The 15,768-nt window shown below is 52.3% G+C and carries 16 protein-coding genes; 2 read left to right on the forward strand and 14 right to left on the reverse strand.

Annotation, left to right across the window (positions count from 1 at the left end):
• Nucleotides 1-166: 166 nt before the first annotated feature.
• From ACIPF8_RS17990 to rfbB, 8 genes are all read right to left on the reverse strand, one after another.
• Nucleotides 167-1,357: a glycosyltransferase family 9 protein gene (locus ACIPF8_RS17990; protein ID WP_400423606.1), complete on the reverse strand. Its 1,191-nt coding sequence runs from the start codon at nt 1,355-1,357 to the stop codon at nt 167-169.
• Nucleotides 1,358-1,406: 49 nt separating this feature from the next.
• A complete protein-coding gene (locus tag ACIPF8_RS17995; protein ID WP_400423607.1) occupies nt 1,407-2,633 on the reverse strand; it encodes an oligosaccharide flippase family protein in 1,227 nt (408 codons plus the stop codon).
• 7 nt (nt 2,634-2,640) lie between these two features.
• Nucleotides 2,641-3,636: an ADP-glyceromanno-heptose 6-epimerase gene (rfaD, locus tag ACIPF8_RS18000; RefSeq protein WP_400423609.1), complete on the reverse strand. Its 996-nt coding sequence runs from the start codon at nt 3,634-3,636 to the stop codon at nt 2,641-2,643.
• An 8-nt stretch (nt 3,637-3,644) separates the two neighbouring features.
• Complete coding sequence (rfaE1, locus tag ACIPF8_RS18005) at nt 3,645-4,580, reverse strand: D-glycero-beta-D-manno-heptose-7-phosphate kinase (protein ID WP_400423611.1); 936 nt, start codon at nt 4,578-4,580, stop codon at nt 3,645-3,647.
• 69 nt (nt 4,581-4,649) lie between these two features.
• The gene (gene rfbD / locus ACIPF8_RS18010; RefSeq protein WP_400423612.1) at nt 4,650-5,522 is read right to left on the reverse strand and encodes a dTDP-4-dehydrorhamnose reductase; all 873 of its coding nucleotides are present in this window, start codon (nt 5,520-5,522) and stop codon (nt 4,650-4,652) included.
• 50 nt (nt 5,523-5,572) lie between these two features.
• Complete coding sequence (rfbC, locus tag ACIPF8_RS18015; protein WP_400423614.1) at nt 5,573-6,118, reverse strand: dTDP-4-dehydrorhamnose 3,5-epimerase; 546 nt, start codon at nt 6,116-6,118, stop codon at nt 5,573-5,575.
• Between the two features lie 2 nt (nt 6,119-6,120).
• Nucleotides 6,121-7,020 (reverse strand): glucose-1-phosphate thymidylyltransferase RfbA, encoded by a 900-nt coding sequence (rfbA, locus tag ACIPF8_RS18020; RefSeq protein WP_400423777.1) that lies wholly within the window; start codon nt 7,018-7,020, stop codon nt 6,121-6,123.
• Nucleotides 7,020-8,099, reverse strand: a complete 1,080-nt coding sequence (gene rfbB / locus ACIPF8_RS18025; RefSeq protein WP_400423616.1) for a dTDP-glucose 4,6-dehydratase — start codon at nt 8,097-8,099, stop codon at nt 7,020-7,022. The genes rfbA and rfbB overlap by 1 nt, the downstream gene beginning before the upstream one ends.
• A 395-nt stretch (nt 8,100-8,494) precedes the next feature.
• Here rfbB and ACIPF8_RS18030 point away from each other — a divergent pair, with 395 nt between their 5' ends.
• Nucleotides 8,495-9,328 carry a symmetrical bis(5'-nucleosyl)-tetraphosphatase gene (locus ACIPF8_RS18030; protein WP_400423618.1) on the forward strand — a complete coding sequence of 278 codons (834 nt, stop codon included), beginning with the start codon at nt 8,495-8,497 and terminating at the stop codon, nt 9,326-9,328.
• Between the two features lie 8 nt (nt 9,329-9,336).
• Here ACIPF8_RS18030 and ACIPF8_RS18035 read toward each other — a convergent pair whose 3' ends face one another.
• The 6 genes from ACIPF8_RS18035 to ACIPF8_RS18060 all read right to left on the reverse strand — a co-directional run bounded on the left by ACIPF8_RS18035 (nt 9,337) and on the right by ACIPF8_RS18060 (nt 14,103).
• A complete protein-coding gene (locus ACIPF8_RS18035) occupies nt 9,337-10,098 on the reverse strand; it encodes a lysophospholipid acyltransferase family protein (RefSeq protein ID WP_400423619.1) in 762 nt (253 codons plus the stop codon).
• A complete protein-coding gene (locus ACIPF8_RS18040; protein WP_400423621.1) occupies nt 10,095-11,384 on the reverse strand; it encodes a dihydroorotase in 1,290 nt (429 codons plus the stop codon). Before ACIPF8_RS18040 ends, ACIPF8_RS18035 begins: the two co-directional genes overlap by 4 nt.
• Nucleotides 11,385-11,510: 126 nt before the next feature.
• Entirely contained in the window at nt 11,511-12,470 is a 960-nt protein-coding gene (locus ACIPF8_RS18045; RefSeq protein ID WP_400423623.1) for an aspartate carbamoyltransferase catalytic subunit, read from the reverse strand.
• Nucleotides 12,463-12,984 (reverse strand): bifunctional pyr operon transcriptional regulator/uracil phosphoribosyltransferase PyrR, encoded by a 522-nt coding sequence (gene pyrR / locus ACIPF8_RS18050; protein ID WP_400423625.1) that lies wholly within the window; start codon nt 12,982-12,984, stop codon nt 12,463-12,465. Before pyrR ends, ACIPF8_RS18045 begins: the two co-directional genes overlap by 8 nt.
• 33 nt (nt 12,985-13,017) lie before the next feature.
• Nucleotides 13,018-13,404, reverse strand: coding sequence for a Holliday junction resolvase RuvX (ruvX, locus tag ACIPF8_RS18055; RefSeq protein WP_400423627.1), 387 nt, complete (start codon nt 13,402-13,404; stop codon nt 13,018-13,020).
• 42 nt (nt 13,405-13,446) lie between these two features.
• A complete protein-coding gene (locus ACIPF8_RS18060; RefSeq protein ID WP_400423629.1) occupies nt 13,447-14,103 on the reverse strand; it encodes a YqgE/AlgH family protein in 657 nt (218 codons plus the stop codon).
• A gap of 127 nt (nt 14,104-14,230) precedes the next feature.
• On the opposite strand from ACIPF8_RS18060, the gene ACIPF8_RS18065 reads away from it, so the two are divergent.
• Nucleotides 14,231-15,730, forward strand: coding sequence for a cryptochrome/photolyase family protein (locus tag ACIPF8_RS18065; protein ID WP_400423631.1), 1,500 nt, complete (start codon nt 14,231-14,233; stop codon nt 15,728-15,730).
• The last annotated feature ends 38 nt before the right edge of the window (nt 15,731-15,768 follow it).

Consider the following 15,768-nt stretch of genomic DNA (forward strand, 5'->3'; position numbering starts at 1 on the left):
CGAACAACTTAAAATTACTCGTAATCCACTATCAAATGCCAAATAGAATGACAACGGGTTTAAAGGAGTTTTGTAAATTTTAATGCCATAAAAAATCAACCAAAAAACAAATAGTGACAAAAGAACAAGGACAATGATTGAATACTGATACATATTTCACTTTTATTTATTGACTCTGCGAGGTGAACGGCCGAATATTTTCGAGTATTTCAATATCAATTTTTTGTGATATTTGATTGGGCATCAAATCATCCATACATTTTGGTGACTCGTATATGCATTTCCCACACCTGTCAATTACGTGCCCTGTCCTGCACGGCCCACAATCCAACTCCAGGGAGACAGAATGAGATCGAACTCCCCAGGCTCCGAAACGATGGTGACAGCTAGATCCAAAAATACCAATGACGTTTACGCTATTAGCAACGGCAACATGCATCGCTCCCGAGTCATTTCCTATGAAATAATTAACACTTTTTAATAAAGCACCCATTTGCAAAATACTGGTTTTTGCAATCATGTTAATTGTATTCAGAGGCAATGCTTCTTGAAATTTCGCCCCCAGATTGACATCTTCCTTGCCGCCGACCAGTAAAAATTTGACATTTCTATTTTTATATTTTCCCAATATTGAACCGGCCAGTTCAATATAGTATTCAATAGGCCAGCGCTTTAAAGCTGAATATCCACCTGAAAGCCCCAAGCCAACCAATATTGTTTCCTTCAGATCGATACCATGCTCCAGATAGATTTTTTTTGCATACGCATCATCATCCTTGCCGCACCAAAACTCCATTTCCTCGCTCTGAGGCTGAAATCCCAGATATCGAACCATGTTCAGATTACGTTCCACCTCATGCTCAATTCCCTGAGCGGGCAATATATCTGTATAAAGATGATCAAAGCCTGCATTCAGAATTTTTTTACGCGCGGAAGCTCTTTCTGTATAGGCAATACGCCGCGTTGCCCCACTAAACAATGCGATAAACCCGGCGTGATGATCCTCATCGAAACGCGGAACCATTGCTAAATCGATTTTTTTAAATCGTAAATTCTGGTAACAAAATTTCAAACTCAACCAATGTCGCTTGATCAAGCTTTTAGATAATGATGTGCCCCAGTCATAGGTATGAATCCTGTCGACATAAGGACAAAATCTCACCATTTCAAAAATTCTCGGATGGACAACCAATGACAATTCTGCATCCGGGTAAGCCCTTCGCAACTCTCTCAAAAGTGGCGAATTCATTGCACTGTCGCCTAGAGTTTGATCCAAGCGAATTAGAAGTATTGACATCTTTTCACCTGAAGATTGTTTCATCACAAGCTTCAGGAAAAAAGCGAGCAGCAGTGCCAACCCGACACTCCCTCTCATGAATGCTTTTATTAATATTTTTTGTATCATTCTAAGACTTTTCTACCAGCAATTTTCTCAAATAATAATTTTGCAATAAAAAATTGGTAGCTTCCATCGTCAGCACAGATATGAGAGCACCATACGCCCCCATTCGTGGCACCAAAATAAACATGGCAATTATCAAAAAGGAAAAATTCCAGATAGCAATTGACGTGATGAATTTATATTTTCCGTGGGCCTGAATGCCGGAAGTGGTTATCAGATTGCCACACTTAAATATCAATATAATTCCTGCAATATTCAACATCCACTGCGTGACAGCATATTTTGCAAATAAAGATCCGAGAAAAATATTCGCAATTATTAAAATCAAAACAAATGCTATTGCTGCATAAATCGCCATTACTTTCCTGTATCTGGAATTCATGTTGGCACTCTCTATTGCCGATTTCTTCAAAGAAGAAGCAATATGCCCATACGCATTTACAGCCAATGCACCGGCAATAAATTGAAAAGGTTCAACCAGGCGGACCGAAAATGCATACAAACCCAGCTCTTCAGCGGAGCGAAATTTTTCGAGAAAAAAGACATCCATTCGACCATAGGCAATGCCCAATATTGTCGCAACTGCAATGGGCAGTGTCATTTTTATCAACTCAACCATGCCATCAAAGTGAAGGCTGTGCAAGCTGCGCCTGATGACCGGGACCTTACATATCAAGACAAGTCCGACAATGCTTTCAATGATGGGGATGATAAAGAAAGCCGCTTGTGGCTTTTTGATTACTGCAAATATTAAATAAAAGATCACCAATGACATCAGCCCTGCGGCCAATACAAAGAAAACAATATGGCGCCCCCTCATTTTTGCGATAAAGAAATTTATCGGCAAGTTCATTATCAGAGGAGAAATAATCATCAATGCAAATGGAAGCATCAATAAAAAATTATCACTTCGCAAATACCACATCACTCCTAGTCCCAAGCATGAGACAAGTATTCCGAATGTAATTTTCACGCAGATGGCCGAGCCGATGGTGCGCTCAAGCATTTGCTTATTGCGATGAGACGCATACTCTCGCATCGTATACGTATCGACCCCGAAATCGGCAACCAGGCGCCCGATCTCTGCGACCGTAAAAAATAGGGCAATTGTCCCGAAATATGCAGGCTCAGAATAGCGCGCCGAAATCAGTAGGGCAAAAATCCTTACGCCGAATGAAGCCCCACGGATCAGCGCCGTGAGAATCGAATTGCCAAGTATATTTTTAAACAAAATAATATTATTGGTTATTCAACCAATTTTTTATATAACGATTTACCCCTTCAGCCACAGTAAGGAATGGCTCAGAATAGCCGACTGATCGTAATTTAGTGATATCCGCCTGGGTAAAAGATTGATACTTGCCAATCAACGCTTCGGGGAATTTGATGTACTCAAGAATCCCTCCGGTAATCATTTCCTCTTTTGTCAAAGGCGGCAGGGATTGTAGTTCCCGGGAGGTGTTCACCACCGCAATGGCAATGTCGTTAAAGGGCTGAGATTGGCCAGTTCCCAAGTTGAATATTCCAGATTTTTCCGGATGATCAAAGAACCACATATTTACTTTGACCACATCTTCCACGGATACGAAATCACGCAATTGGCCGCCATCGGCATACCCATCGCGCCCTTCAAAAAGTTTAACCTTCCCGTGCTCATGGAACTGGTTAAAGTGATGGAATGCAACGGATGCCATGCGATTCTTGTGGCCTTCGCGTGGACCATACACGTTGAAATAACGGAACCCCGCGACTTGGGATTTCAGATCCGACATGCGCTGTCGCACGATCTGGTCAAAAAGGAATTTCGAGTAGCCGTACACATTCAGTGGATTTTCGTACTCGCGCTCTTCCTTGAAAACGGTGCCTTTGCCATACACGGCGGCACTAGATGCGTAGAGGAATGGAACACTGTTTTCTTGGCAATAATCCAATAACACCAATGAATATTGATAATTATTTGACATCATATACTTGCCATCCTGCTCCATCGTGTCGGAGCAGGCACCTTGATGAAAGACGGCAGTAATTTTTCCATCATAGAATTTACTGCTTATTTTTTCCCGAAACGCTTCCTTATCGAGATAATCAGCGATATCACAATCAACCAGATTCTTGAATTTATCTCCTCTGGTCAAATTATCGACTGCAATAATGTTCTTGTGGCCGCGATCATTCAGTGCCTTGACGATATTGGAACCAATCAGGCCTGCCGCTCCAGTTACAACAATGTACATATATTCCTTTAACAAAATAATTCGTCTTGCGTTACAACGGCCGTGCCCAATTTGCCGACGACAATGCCTGCTGCCCTATTTGCAATATTGATCGCTTCGGCATACTCGCAACCGGCAGCTAGCATCAAGCCCAAGGTTGCAATAACAGTATCACCCGCTCCCGAGACATCATAGACTTCGCGCGCAACGGTCGGCTCATGGATGATCCGATCTTCCGTGAACAACGTCATGCCGTCTTCGCTGCGTGTCACCAACAACGCATCCAGATTCAAGTCCCGCCGTAATTTACGCGCTTTTTCGGTCAGTATAGTTTCGCTTGTCCAAGCACCAGCAACGGCTTGAAACTCGCTCCGATTCGGAGTCAACAGCGTTGCCCCCTTGTAGTGGCTATAATCGCTTCCCTTAGGGTCTACCAGAATCGGTTTTTTCTGGCCCCGAGCGGCGCGTATCATGGCATCTGCATACATTAAGCAACCCTTGCCATAGTCCGACAGAATAACAACATCATGTTCGTGGACGAGCTGGGAATAAACATCCAACTTATTCGACAAAATTTCATCAGTTGGCAACTCTTCGAAATCGATTCGGATTAGTTGCTGCTGGCGCGAAAGAACGCGCAATTTGACCGTCGTAGAAATTTTTCCATCGCGATACAAATTGGTATTGACGCCAGTTTCCTTGAGCAGTCTTTCCAGGGTGTCCCCCGCCTCATCATCTCCGATCACAGATAAAAGAGTTACCCCGCCACCCAAGCTGGAAATGTTACGCGCAACATTCGCTGCGCCCCCGGCACGATCTTCCTTGCGTTTGATTCTGGCGACGGGCACCGGCGCCTCAGGAGAAATCCGGTCGACGTCACCAAACCAGTAACGATCAAGCATGACGTCCCCAACCACAAGGACTTTCGCGCCAGATAGTTTATTTTTCAAATTCTCGTTATTCATAATGCATACTTATCGTGATTACCGGAGTATCCCGGACATCTGCTTACCACTTTCGCAGTCTGAAAGAAATTAACTTTGACACAGTCCAAGTGCCATATCCCAAGTTGGCAGCACACCAAATCGCCCCATCAATTTTTCCGAAGACATCACCGAATATTGAGGCCGCTTTGCTGGCAGCGGATACTCTGCGGTGGTGATTGCCGACACCAGGACAGATTTTTGTGATTTGGCATTGGCCAGTATCTGCTTCGTGAACCCTGCCCAGGACGTATTTCCCTGCGCTGTCAAGTGATAGGTTCCCTGATTCTCGCGCCACCACGTGGCGGAATCTCCAGCTACATTTAATTGGGCAACAATGTGAGACGTGACCTCGGCAATGGTACGACTCCATGTCGGCGCACCGAATTGATCGCCAACGATGCGCAGTTCATCGCGCTCCTGTGCAAGCCGCAGGATTGTCAACAGAAAATTCTTACCTCGCATTCCGTATACCCAGCTCGTGCGTAAAATCAGATGTGGAATACCGGCTTCCCGTATTGCCAGTTCACCAGCCAGCTTCGATTTACCGTAGATATTGATCGGATTGGTTTCATCATCTTCGGCATAAGGTGAATTCTTTGTACCGTCGAAAACATAATCGGTACTGTAATGAATAAGGGCGGCTCCCAGCTTCTTCGCTTCGGCAGCCATGACAGCTGGTGCTTCGCCGTTAACGCGCATCGCCAACCCCGGCTCGGTTTCCGCCTTATCTACTGCAGTGTATGCCGCCGGATTCACGATCAGGTCAGGCTTTACTTGCCGAATAACATCACGCACTTGGTCTAGATCAGACAAATCCATCCGACTGCGGTCAACCGCAATGATTTCGCCCAAGCCTTGCAGGCTACGTTCCAGCTCATATCCGACCTGGCCGTTCTTTCCGGTTAACAAGATTCGAGTCATTGCTTATTCTTTATTCAGGTAATAATTAATCAAAATAAATACTTCACCGATTATGCGAATAACTCCGCATTCGCCAGCAGACTTCCGGCCTGATCCTTTCCCGATAGCAGTGGAATATTATCGTTGGGCCATTTGATTCCAATAGCCGGGTCATCCCATAGAATGCAACGTTCATGCTCTGGCGCCCAATAATCGGTGGTTTTATACAGGAACTCTGCTGACTCACTGGTCACCACAAAGCCATGTGCAAAGCCCTCGGGAATCCATAACTGGCGCTTATTTTCAGCTGATAAAGTCACCCCGACCCATTGGCCAAAAGTCGGTGAACTCTTGCGAATATCAACCGCAACGTCAAAAACTTCGCCAGCAACAACCCGGACCAATTTACCCTGAGGCTGCCGAATCTGGTAATGCAGGCCGCGCAAAACGTTCTTCGCAGATTTTGAGTGATTGTCCTGGACAAAACTCGTGCTGACACCTGTCAGCTCCTGGAAGCGGCGTTCATTAAAGCTTTCGTAAAAAAAACCGCGGTCGTCGCCAAAAACTTTTGGTTCAAAAATAAAGACGCCGGGAATATGTGTGGTTTGCACTTGCATGTTCAAAATACCTTATCTTTTAATAGGCCCAACAAATATTGACCATATCCATTTTTCTTCAGGGGTTGCGCTAATGCTTCCAATTGCATAGCCGAGATATAACCTTTGCGATACGCAATCTCTTCTGGACATGCAACCTTCAAACCTTGCCGATTTTCAATCGTAGCGATGAACTGCCCTGCCTCAAGCAGAGATTCATGCGTCCCTGTATCGAGCCACGCCATGCCACGTCCCATCAATTCGACGTTCAGACGATGTGCCTCAAGATAGGATCGATTGACGTCAGTAATTTCCAATTCACCTCGTTGTGACGGTTTTATACGTGCAGCGATGTCACACACCTTGTTGTCGTAGAAATACAGCCCCGTGACGGCGTAGTTGGATTTCGGCTGGGTGGGCTTTTCTTCAATACTGACGGCGCAGCGCTGGTCATCAAATTCGACCACGCCATACCGTTCCGGATCGTGCACATGATAGGCAAAGACCGTGGAACCCTCAGTACGCGCCGAAGCAGCACGCAACTGATTTTCGAAATCATGCCCGTAATAGATATTATCGCCAAGGATCAGCGCCGAAGGCGAGTCGCCGACAAAATCGCGGCCGATAATGAAGGCTTGCGCCAGGCCGTCGGGAGTTGGCTGCACTGCGTAGCTCAGTTCAATGCCCCATTGCCGTCCGTCGCCAAGCAGCTCCTTGAAGCGCGGCGTATCCTGCGGCGTCGAAATGATCAGGATTTCCCGTATCCCGGCCAGCATCAGCGTGGTCAGCGGGTAGTAGATCATCGGCTTGTCGTAGACCGGCAGCAGCTGTTTTGACACTGCCATGGTGACCGGGTACAAACGTGTGCCCGAACCACCGGCAAGGATGATGCCCTTGCGGCTTGGGGATGTTGGCGCTGTCATTACTTGGTCTCCACCGGATTCTGACGTTGCTCGTAGTTTTTTTCGACCCACTTCAGGTAATCGCCGGACTGGACATCTTTAACCCATTCCTGGTTGGCCAGATACCACTGCACTGTCTTGAGAATACCGGTATCGAATGTCTCGACCGGCTTCCAGCCCAGCTCGCGCTCGATCTTGCGGGCGTCGATGGCGTAGCGGCGATCATGGCCGGGGCGGTCGGTGACGTAAGTGATCTGTTCACGATAGCTGCCGCTGGCTTTGGGATCAAGTTCGTCGAGGATATCGCACAGCGTATGGACCACGTCCAGGTTGGCTTTCTCGTTCCAGCCGCCGACGTTATAGACTTCACCGGGCTTGCCTGCTTCCAGCACCCGACGAATTGCCGCGCAGTGATCGCTTACATAGAGCCAGTCGCGCACTTGCTGGCCGTCGCCATATATCGGCAGCGGTTTGCCGGCGCGGGCGTTGGTGATGATCAGCGGGATCAGTTTTTCCGGGAAGTGATAGGAGCCGTAGTTATTTGAACAATTGGTGGTCAGGGTCGGCAAGCCATAGGTATGGTGATAGGAGCGCACCAGATGATCCGAGGCTGCTTTCGATGCCGAATACGGGCTGTTCGGCGCGTACTGGGTGGTTTCGGTAAACGGCGCGTCATTCGGGCCCAACGTGCCATAGACTTCGTCGGTCGAAACATGCAGGAAGCGGAATGCGGCCTTCTCGGCGTCAGGCAACGCGTTCCAGTAGGCACGGGTGGCCTCAAGCAAACCGAAAGTGCCATTGACGTTTGTTTCCACAAAAGCTGCCGGGCCGTGAATCGAACGATCCACGTGACTCTCTGCTGCAAAATGGACGATGGCGCGCGGCTTGTGCTGCGCCAGCAGGGCCGCAACCTGTGCGGTATCGCCGATATCGCCCTGCACGAAAATATGACGCGGATCCTGGCGCACGCTGGCCAGGTTATTCATGTTGCCGGCGTAAGTCAGCTTATCGAAATTAATTACCGGCTCGTCGTTTTGCGCCAACCAGTCGAGTACAAAATTGGAACCGATAAAGCCGGCCCCGCCAGTAACAAAAATCATATATATGTCCTAAAAATAGAGCTCCGAAGAACCATGCGCAACGAGCTACACGAGCCCCGCGCTTTTCGAATTCACAAAATCCGAGCGTAACCCCGAATTATCCACTATTGGCGGCCAATATAAGTTACCTAAATAACATTTAACCATCTTTAACCCTGTGTAATAGGGTAAGCAATGTAACATTTTGTTGCTAAATAACAACCCGACAACAAATCTCTTCAATGCAAGCTGCTATCCGACCGTGAGAAATGCAGGAAGTGCCACACGCCCCTTCATCTCTTCAATTTCATCGGCAATTACTTATCCCTCAAATTCCCTGCATAACCACGAGCAACTCGAAAAAATGACTGTCGATCTACAATAGCGAACCGCAACTACATCAATCGCCAAAACACATGACCTCCATCAGCTCCAACCTGTTTGCCATCGGCGATTTGCAAGGCTGCCATCAAAGCCTGCTGGAGCTGTTAAAACGTGTCGATGCGACAACTCCGGATGCGCATTTCATTTTCGTCGGGGATTTGGTCAACCGCGGTCCGCAATCGCTGGCGACATTGCGATTAATACGTTCGCTCGGTGATCGCGCACAGGCATTGTTGGGCAACCATGATTTGCATCTACTGGCCGCCGCGCATGGGATTCGCAAGCTGCATAAGAGCGACACCCTGGATGAAATCCTCAACGCCCCCGACCGGGAAGAATTGCTCGACTGGCTGCGTCACCGTCCACTGGCGCTGCTGCAACAGGATCATCTGTTTTTGCATGCAGGCGTCCTGCCGCAATGGTCCGCATCGCAAACATTGGCGTTGGCGCAGGAAGTGGAAAACGTGTTGCGCGGTCCGCATTGGGTCGATTTTTTACGCGAAATGTATGGCAACCAGCCGACACGTTGGAACGATGCATTGCAAGGCAATGATCGCTTGCGCTGTATCGTCAACGCCTTGACCCGTCTGCGCTTCTGCACCGAAGACGGCACAATGGAATTCAATGCCAAGGAAAGCGTCGGCACCGCCCTGCCCGGCTATCTGCCATGGTTCGACGTCCCGCACCGGCAAACACAGGATGTTACCGTGGTGTACGGACATTGGTCGACCATGGGATTGGTGCTCCGGCCGAATCTGATCGGGCTGGACACCGGTTGCGTCTGGGGCGGCAAACTGACTGCTGTTCGGCTGGCGGATCGCCAACTGGTTCAGGTGAGTTGCCCGCAGGCTCAGCGGCCTGGATGAGGCGAAAACTACACCTCGGCCGCGACGCTTTCTGTCTGCCCCAGTGCTTCCGCGATCAGGGTGCGCGTAGCTGCTGCCAACTCCCGACGATGTGATCCGGTGGTCTCAAGAGGGGCCAACTGGATCAATTCGGCTTTCATCGGCGGCGCTTTCAGAATCGCCAGCATGCTTTGCGCGAAAGTCATGTCGCCGATAAAGTCTGCCGCCGGATGCAGATTCCCCTGTTCATCCAGGTAACGCAGCGCATACGGCTGCACCGGTACCTTGGCGTCCAATGCCGCCTCAAACAGATTGGCATGGAAAGGCAACACCGAGCCTTGGGCCGCCGTGGTTCCTTCGGGGAAAAAAGCCACGCGGTCGCCGGCTTGAATGCTGGTGACCAGGCCCTGGAATATCCGTCGCACGTCACGCTGCTTGCCGCGCGCGATAAAGATGGTGCCGCCTTTCTCGCACAACCAGCCGATCAATGGCCAGTCACGGATATCCGACTTGCCGACAAACTGGCAGGTCTGAATCGAGTTGATGACGAAGATGTCCAGCCACGAGACGTGATTGGCGACGATCAAGGCGCGCAACGGCGCCACGCTGCCCTGCGGATTGCTCAACGCAACCCGCACCCTGCAGATCGCCAACAGCTTGATCGACCAATGCTTGATGCGCCATTGCCGACCGGTGTCGTCAGCAAACGGAAACACGACTGCACAAGTCCACAAGCCGACCATCAAGTGCGACAGCACCCGCAGCAAACGCAACACTTGCCACCCGTTCATGCGCGCTCGAAGGCGATATGGCCGGCGACAATCGTGGTTTTGACGCGTCCGCTCAGCTCATAGCCGAGGAAAGGCGTGTGCTTGCCCTGGCTGGCCAGTTCCTTGGCTTCGACCTTCCAGCGTACGGCGGGATCAAAGATGCAAATATCGGCCGGGCTACCAACCGCCAACTGGCCGGCCGGCAAACCGGCTACGCGCGCCGCATCGGCGGTGATTTTTGCCAGGGCGCGGCTGAGGCCATACTGTGACGGCTCGACGCATTCGTCGGCCCATTTCAATGCCAGCGACAACAGCAATTCCAGGCCGGTAGCGCCCGGTGTTGCTTCGCCAAACGGCAGCAGTTTTTCGTCGTCGTCGACCGGCGTGTGATCGGAACAGATCGCGTCGATAGTGCCGTCCAGCAGCGCCTGCCGAATTGCATCGCGATCGCGTTGCGAGCGGAACGGCGGCGTCATGCGCGCATTCGAATCGAAGAAGCCGATATCGACATCGGTCATGTGGATGTGATGGGCGCCGACGTCGCAAGTAATCGGCAAGCCTTCCTTCTTGGCTTCACGAATCAGTTCCAGGCCCGGCGCCGACGAAATCCGGCACAGGTGGACGCGAGCGCCGGTGGCGCGGATCAATTCGAAAATGGTGTGCAGGCGTATCGTCTCGGCCATCGTCGGCACGCCGGACAGGCCAAGCCGCGAGGCGACCGGGCCGCTATGGGCGATACCGCCGTTGCCAAGGTAAGGATCTTGTGGACGCAACCAAACTGTGTAGTCGAAGGTGCGTGCATACTGCAGCGCGCGCAGCAATACGGTGGTGTCGAGGATCGGTTCTTCGGCCTGGGCAAAACCGATGCAACCGGCATCGGTCAGCTCCGCCATCTCCGTCAGCTCCTTGCCTTTGAGGCCTACCGTCAACGCTCCCAGCGGATAGACATGGGCCTGGTTCAAGCCCTTGGCGCGATGCTTCAGCATTTCCACCAGGCCCGGCTCGTCCAGCACCGGATCGGTATCCGGCGGACAAACCAGGCTGGTCACGCCGCCCTGCATCGCAGCCTGCATTTCCGATTCCAGCGTCGCCTTGTATTCATAACCTGGCTCGCGCAGGCGCGCACTCAAGTCGACCAGCCCCGGCGTCACCACCATGCCCTTGGCGTCAATTGTCTTATTCGCCGAGAAGTCGGCTGGCGGCGTGCCTACGCCGACTATCTTGCCGGCTGCAATGAACAGATCCTGCTGCGCATCGATGTTGTTTGCGGGGTCGATCAGACGGCCGTTTTTGATGTGAAGTTTCATCTGTAATTTTATATATTGCGGGACAAAGTTTAAGAGCCGCCGTAGCGCGACGAATTACTCGGTCCCCAACTAACTAAACTGGAAGTTTGAAGCTACGTAACACTCTGAAAAACAAAAACGACAGCGCTAGTTGCCCGCCAAAATACTCATCACCGCCATCCGCACCGCGATGCCAAACGTCACCTGCGGCAAAATCACCGCCTGCGAACCGTCGGCTACTGCCGAATCGATTTCCACGCCGCGGTTCATCGGCCCTGGGTGCATCACGATGGCGTCAGGCTTGGCCAGCGCCAGGCGTTCCGGCGTCAGTCCGTAGCTCTTGAAGAATTCCTGCGCCGACGGCAGCAATGCGCCGCTCATGCGTTCATTCTGCAAGCGCAACATGATGATCACGTCCACGCCTTTCAGGCCTTCGTTCATGTCGGTAAAGACCCGCACGCCCATCTGTTCCAGGCCGCCAGGCAGCAGCGTGCGTGGGCCGATGGCGCGCACTTCAGGCACGCCAAGCGTAGTCAAACCGTGGATGTCCGAGCGCGCCACGCGGCTGTGCAGAATGTCGCCGACAATCGCCACTGTCAGGTTGCTGAAATCCTTCTTGTAATGACGGATCGTGTACATGTCGAGCAAACCCTGGGTCGGGTGCGCATGGCGGCCGTCGCCGGCGTTGACCACGTGCACGTGATCCTGCCGGGTGTCGGTCAGATGCTTGGCGATCAGGTAGGGTGCGCCGGATTGCGCATGACGCACCACGAACATGTCGGCATGCATCGCCGACAGGTTATCGATCGTGTCCAGCAAGGACTCGCCTTTGCTGGCGCTCGATGCGGAAATATTCAGGTTGATGACGTCTGCCGATAAACGCTTTGAAGCAATTTCAAAGGTGGTGCGGGTACGTGTCGAGTTTTCAAAAAACAGGTTGAACACGCTTTTGCCGCGCATCAGCGGCACTTTCTTGACATCGCGGTCGCTGACGCCAACGAATGAAGAAGCGGTATCGAGGATATGCGTCACTACCGAAGTCGGTAATCCTTCGATGGTCAACAGATGTTGCAGTTCGCCGTTTTTATTGAGTTGGGGGTTATGCATTAGATTGCACCATCAGGGTAAATCCGCCGTCATCGGCACGTTGAAGTTGGAGGGACTCGCCCGGCTGCAGTGTCACCGCCTGGGCGACAAAATCCGCCGCCACCGGCAGATCCCGTTCGCCGCGGTCGATCAGCGACGCCAGCATGATCTTGGCGGGGCGGCCGTAGTCGAACAATTCGTTGATTGCCGCGCGCGTGGTGCGCCCGGTGTACAACACATCGTCGACCAGCAGAATCGTCGCGCCGTTGACATCGAAGGGAATCTGCGTCGGCTTGATATCGGTGCGCAAACCCTTTTCTGAAAAATCGTCGCGATAGAACGAGACATCGATGAATCCGAGGCGCTCGGCCGGATTCAATTGCAAGGCGGCGACTAGGCGCTCGGCCAGCCATGCGCCGCCCGAGTAAATGCCGATCACGGCAACATTATCGGCCTGCGCCAGGCCGGCCTTTACTTTGGCCTCAAGCACCTGATACAGGGCCTCGGCATCGAATTGGGGAGTGATAGTGGTCATTGCATCTTCATCGCTGGTTCAGGACAACATCATTCATTCAGATAGATCGTCAAAATACTGCTGCAAAATAATCGCCGCGGCGCGATCGTCGATCACTTCACCGCGCTGTTGCTTGATCACGGCCGACGAGTAGCGCTCATCCACCAACACCGTGGCGACGCCATAGCGGCCATGCAACTGGTTCGCAAAGCGCTGGCAACGGACCGTCATTTCGTGTTCCGCGCCATCCGGATGCAGGGGCAAGCCAACCACGCACAGATCCGGTTGCCATTCTTTCACCAGGATCGCAATTTCGGCAAATTTGCCATCATTGGTGGCGGCACTGATCACCTGCAGCGGCTGCGCCTGCTTCAGCACAGTATTGCCGACGGCAACGCCGATGCGCTTGAGGCCGAAATCGAAACCGAGTATGGTGCCCATCAGCTCAGCAGTGCCCGACGTAACGCGACATTGGCAAACAGATCACGCACGTCCGGATTCCGCAGTCAACATGAAAGGGGAAATACCCAGCAGATTAACCGCAGCGGCGAAGCGCTCGGCAATCGGCAGCTCAAAAATGATGGCAGGATCGGCGGCGACAGTCAGCCAGCCGTTGCGCACGATTTCCGACTCCAGCTGACCGGCGCTCCAGCCGGAACAGCCAAGGCTGACCAGCAGCCGCTGCGGTCCTGTGCCGTGGGCGACTTCTTCCAGCACATCCTTGGAAGTCGTCATCGCAATCTGCTCGGTCACCTTCAGTGTCGAGGAATAGTTCTTGATAGGCGCATGCAGCACGAAACCGCGCTCAACCTGGACCGGACCACCAAACATGACTGGCCGCTCGGCAATCGTGTCGTCGAAATCCAGCCCCGGGCTGATTTCCAGTTTCAGATCGATGCGGTCAAACAACACTTGCATGGTCATATCGGTCGGCTTGTTGATCACCACACCAAGCGCACCGTTAGCATTATGCTCACACAAATAGACTACCGTCCCGCCGAAAACGGGATCCAGCATGGATGGCATTGCAATGAGGAAATGATTTGTCAGATTCAACGAGGGAGAATCCGGGCTGCCTGACGCCTTCGCGGCGCTCTTGCGCGCGGGTGAGTCGTCGGGAGATGTATCGAGCTTGGCCATGGCCGCATTTTATCAGTTTTAAATGGGCTAAAGCCGCTTTGCATCGTCTTGCTTCTCCGGTAAAGTCGCTCGCAAGCCTGCCCCGCTGCTGCCTTTTCCATCATTCATTTCATTGATCGTCGCCTTCATGCCGCAATTTGAAAAATCCCTGCTCTGGTTTCGCCGCGATCTGCGCGTGTTTGATCACGCTGCCCTGCATCATGCTTTAAAGGCAAGCAAGCAGGTGTTTTGCGTGTTCGTTTTCGATACCGACATCCTGCAGCCTTTACTCGATGCCGGATTGAGCGCCGATCGCCGGGTCGAATTCATCCACGCCAGCATTGTTGAACTGGATAGCGAACTACGCAAACTCGGCGGCGGATTGATTGTGCGCCACGGCGCGGCCCGCCATGAAATTCCGGCGCTGGCTGCGCAACTCGGTGTCGATGCGGTATTCACCAACCACGATTACGAACCGCAGGCGACGCAGCGCGATGCCGAGGTCGCCAATGCGCTGGCGGCGGACGGGCGCCAATGGCGCAGCTTCAAGGACCAAGTCATCTTTGAACGCGATGAAATCCTTACTTTGGCGAATCAACCGTTCTCGGTATTTACACCATACAAGAACGCCTGGATGAAGAGACTGGCCGCCGCAGACGGCGCCTTCTTCCTGCAGCCCTATCCGATTGAAAAATACGCGTCACAGCTGGCCCCATCGCCCACTTCGCCCACTTCGCCCGCCGACGCCATCCCAAGCCTTGCCGCGCTCGGCTTTGAAACAACCAATCTGCTCGACCTGAAGATTACGCCTGGCATGTCGGGCGCCGCCAGCCTGCTGGAAGATTTCATGCCGCGCATCGGTCAGTACGGCCAAGCCCGCGACTTCCCCGCGATCAAAGGACCGTCTTACCTGTCGGTGCACCTGCGCTTCGGCACGATATCCATCCGCACGCTGGCGCGCATGGCATATCAGACGCTGCATCAGGGCAGCGCCGCCAGCGGCGCCGCGGTATGGCTGTCAGAACTCACCTGGCGCGATTTCTACTTCATGATCCTGCACCACCACCCACATGTCGCGCAACGTGCCTTCAAGCCGGACTACGATGCGATCCAATGGGAATCGGGTGCGCACGCCGAATCCCTGTTTCAAGCCTGGTGCGATGGCCGCACCGGCTATCCTTTGGTTGATGCGGCCATGCTGCAGCTCAATCAGAGTGGTTACATGCACAATCGCCTGCGCATGGTGGTGGCTTCGTTCCTGATGAAGGACCTCGGCATCGACTGGCGCTGGGGCGAACAATATTTCGCCGCCAAATTGAATGACTTCGACCTGGCCGCAAACAACGGTGGCTGGCAGTGGGCGGCGTCGTCAGGATGCGATGCGCAACCCTATTTCCGGATTTTTAATCCGACCACACAATCCGAGAAATTCGATGCGGATGGTAAATTCATACGCCGCTACCTGCCGCAATTGGCGGGCCTCACCGGCAAGCATATTCACGCGCCATGGCTGGCGCCGTTGGATGAACTGGAAAAAGCAGGAATCAAACTGGGAAAGAACTATCCGTTACCGCTGGTGCAGCACGATGAGGCGCGAAAGCTGACTTTGCAGCGCTACGCGGTGGTTAAAAAGGTGACGGACGAATAAGGAGGGAATTTGCGCGCCGATTGCGGAAGAAACAATCC

The organism is Collimonas sp. NPDC087041, assembly GCF_044745265.1.
GTDB lineage: Bacteria > Pseudomonadota > Gammaproteobacteria > Burkholderiales > Burkholderiaceae_D > Collimonas.

What these genes read in the sequence shown, in the direction of transcription:
- rfaD (WP_400423609.1), bottom strand. Translation starts at nt 3,636, where the DNA reads ATGTACATTGTTGTAACTGGAGCGGCAGGCCTGATTGGTTCCAATATC.
- rfaE1 (WP_400423611.1), bottom strand. Translation starts at nt 4,580, where the DNA reads ATGAATAACGAGAATTTGAAAAATAAACTATCTGGCGCGAAAGTCCTT.
- rfbD (WP_400423612.1), bottom strand. Translation starts at nt 5,522, where the DNA reads ATGACTCGAATCTTGTTAACCGGAAAGAACGGCCAGGTCGGATATGAG.
- rfbC (WP_400423614.1), bottom strand. Translation starts at nt 6,118, where the DNA reads ATGCAAGTGCAAACCACACATATTCCCGGCGTCTTTATTTTTGAACCA.
- rfbA (WP_400423777.1), bottom strand. Translation starts at nt 7,020, where the DNA reads ATGACAGCGCCAACATCCCCAAGCCGCAAGGGCATCATCCTTGCCGGT.
- rfbB (WP_400423616.1), bottom strand. Translation starts at nt 8,099, where the DNA reads ATGATTTTTGTTACTGGCGGGGCCGGCTTTATCGGTTCCAATTTTGTA.
- ACIPF8_RS18030 (WP_400423618.1), top strand. Translation starts at nt 8,495, where the DNA reads ATGACCTCCATCAGCTCCAACCTGTTTGCCATCGGCGATTTGCAAGGC.
- ACIPF8_RS18035 (WP_400423619.1), bottom strand. Translation starts at nt 10,098, where the DNA reads ATGAACGGGTGGCAAGTGTTGCGTTTGCTGCGGGTGCTGTCGCACTTG.
- ACIPF8_RS18040 (WP_400423621.1), bottom strand. Translation starts at nt 11,384, where the DNA reads ATGAAACTTCACATCAAAAACGGCCGTCTGATCGACCCCGCAAACAAC.
- ACIPF8_RS18045 (WP_400423623.1), bottom strand. Translation starts at nt 12,470, where the DNA reads ATGCATAACCCCCAACTCAATAAAAACGGCGAACTGCAACATCTGTTG.
- pyrR (WP_400423625.1), bottom strand. Translation starts at nt 12,984, where the DNA reads ATGACCACTATCACTCCCCAATTCGATGCCGAGGCCCTGTATCAGGTG.
- ruvX (WP_400423627.1), bottom strand. Translation starts at nt 13,404, where the DNA reads ATGGGCACCATACTCGGTTTCGATTTCGGCCTCAAGCGCATCGGCGTT.
- ACIPF8_RS18060 (WP_400423629.1), bottom strand. Translation starts at nt 14,103, where the DNA reads ATGGCCAAGCTCGATACATCTCCCGACGACTCACCCGCGCGCAAGAGC.
- ACIPF8_RS18065 (WP_400423631.1), top strand. Translation starts at nt 14,231, where the DNA reads ATGCCGCAATTTGAAAAATCCCTGCTCTGGTTTCGCCGCGATCTGCGC.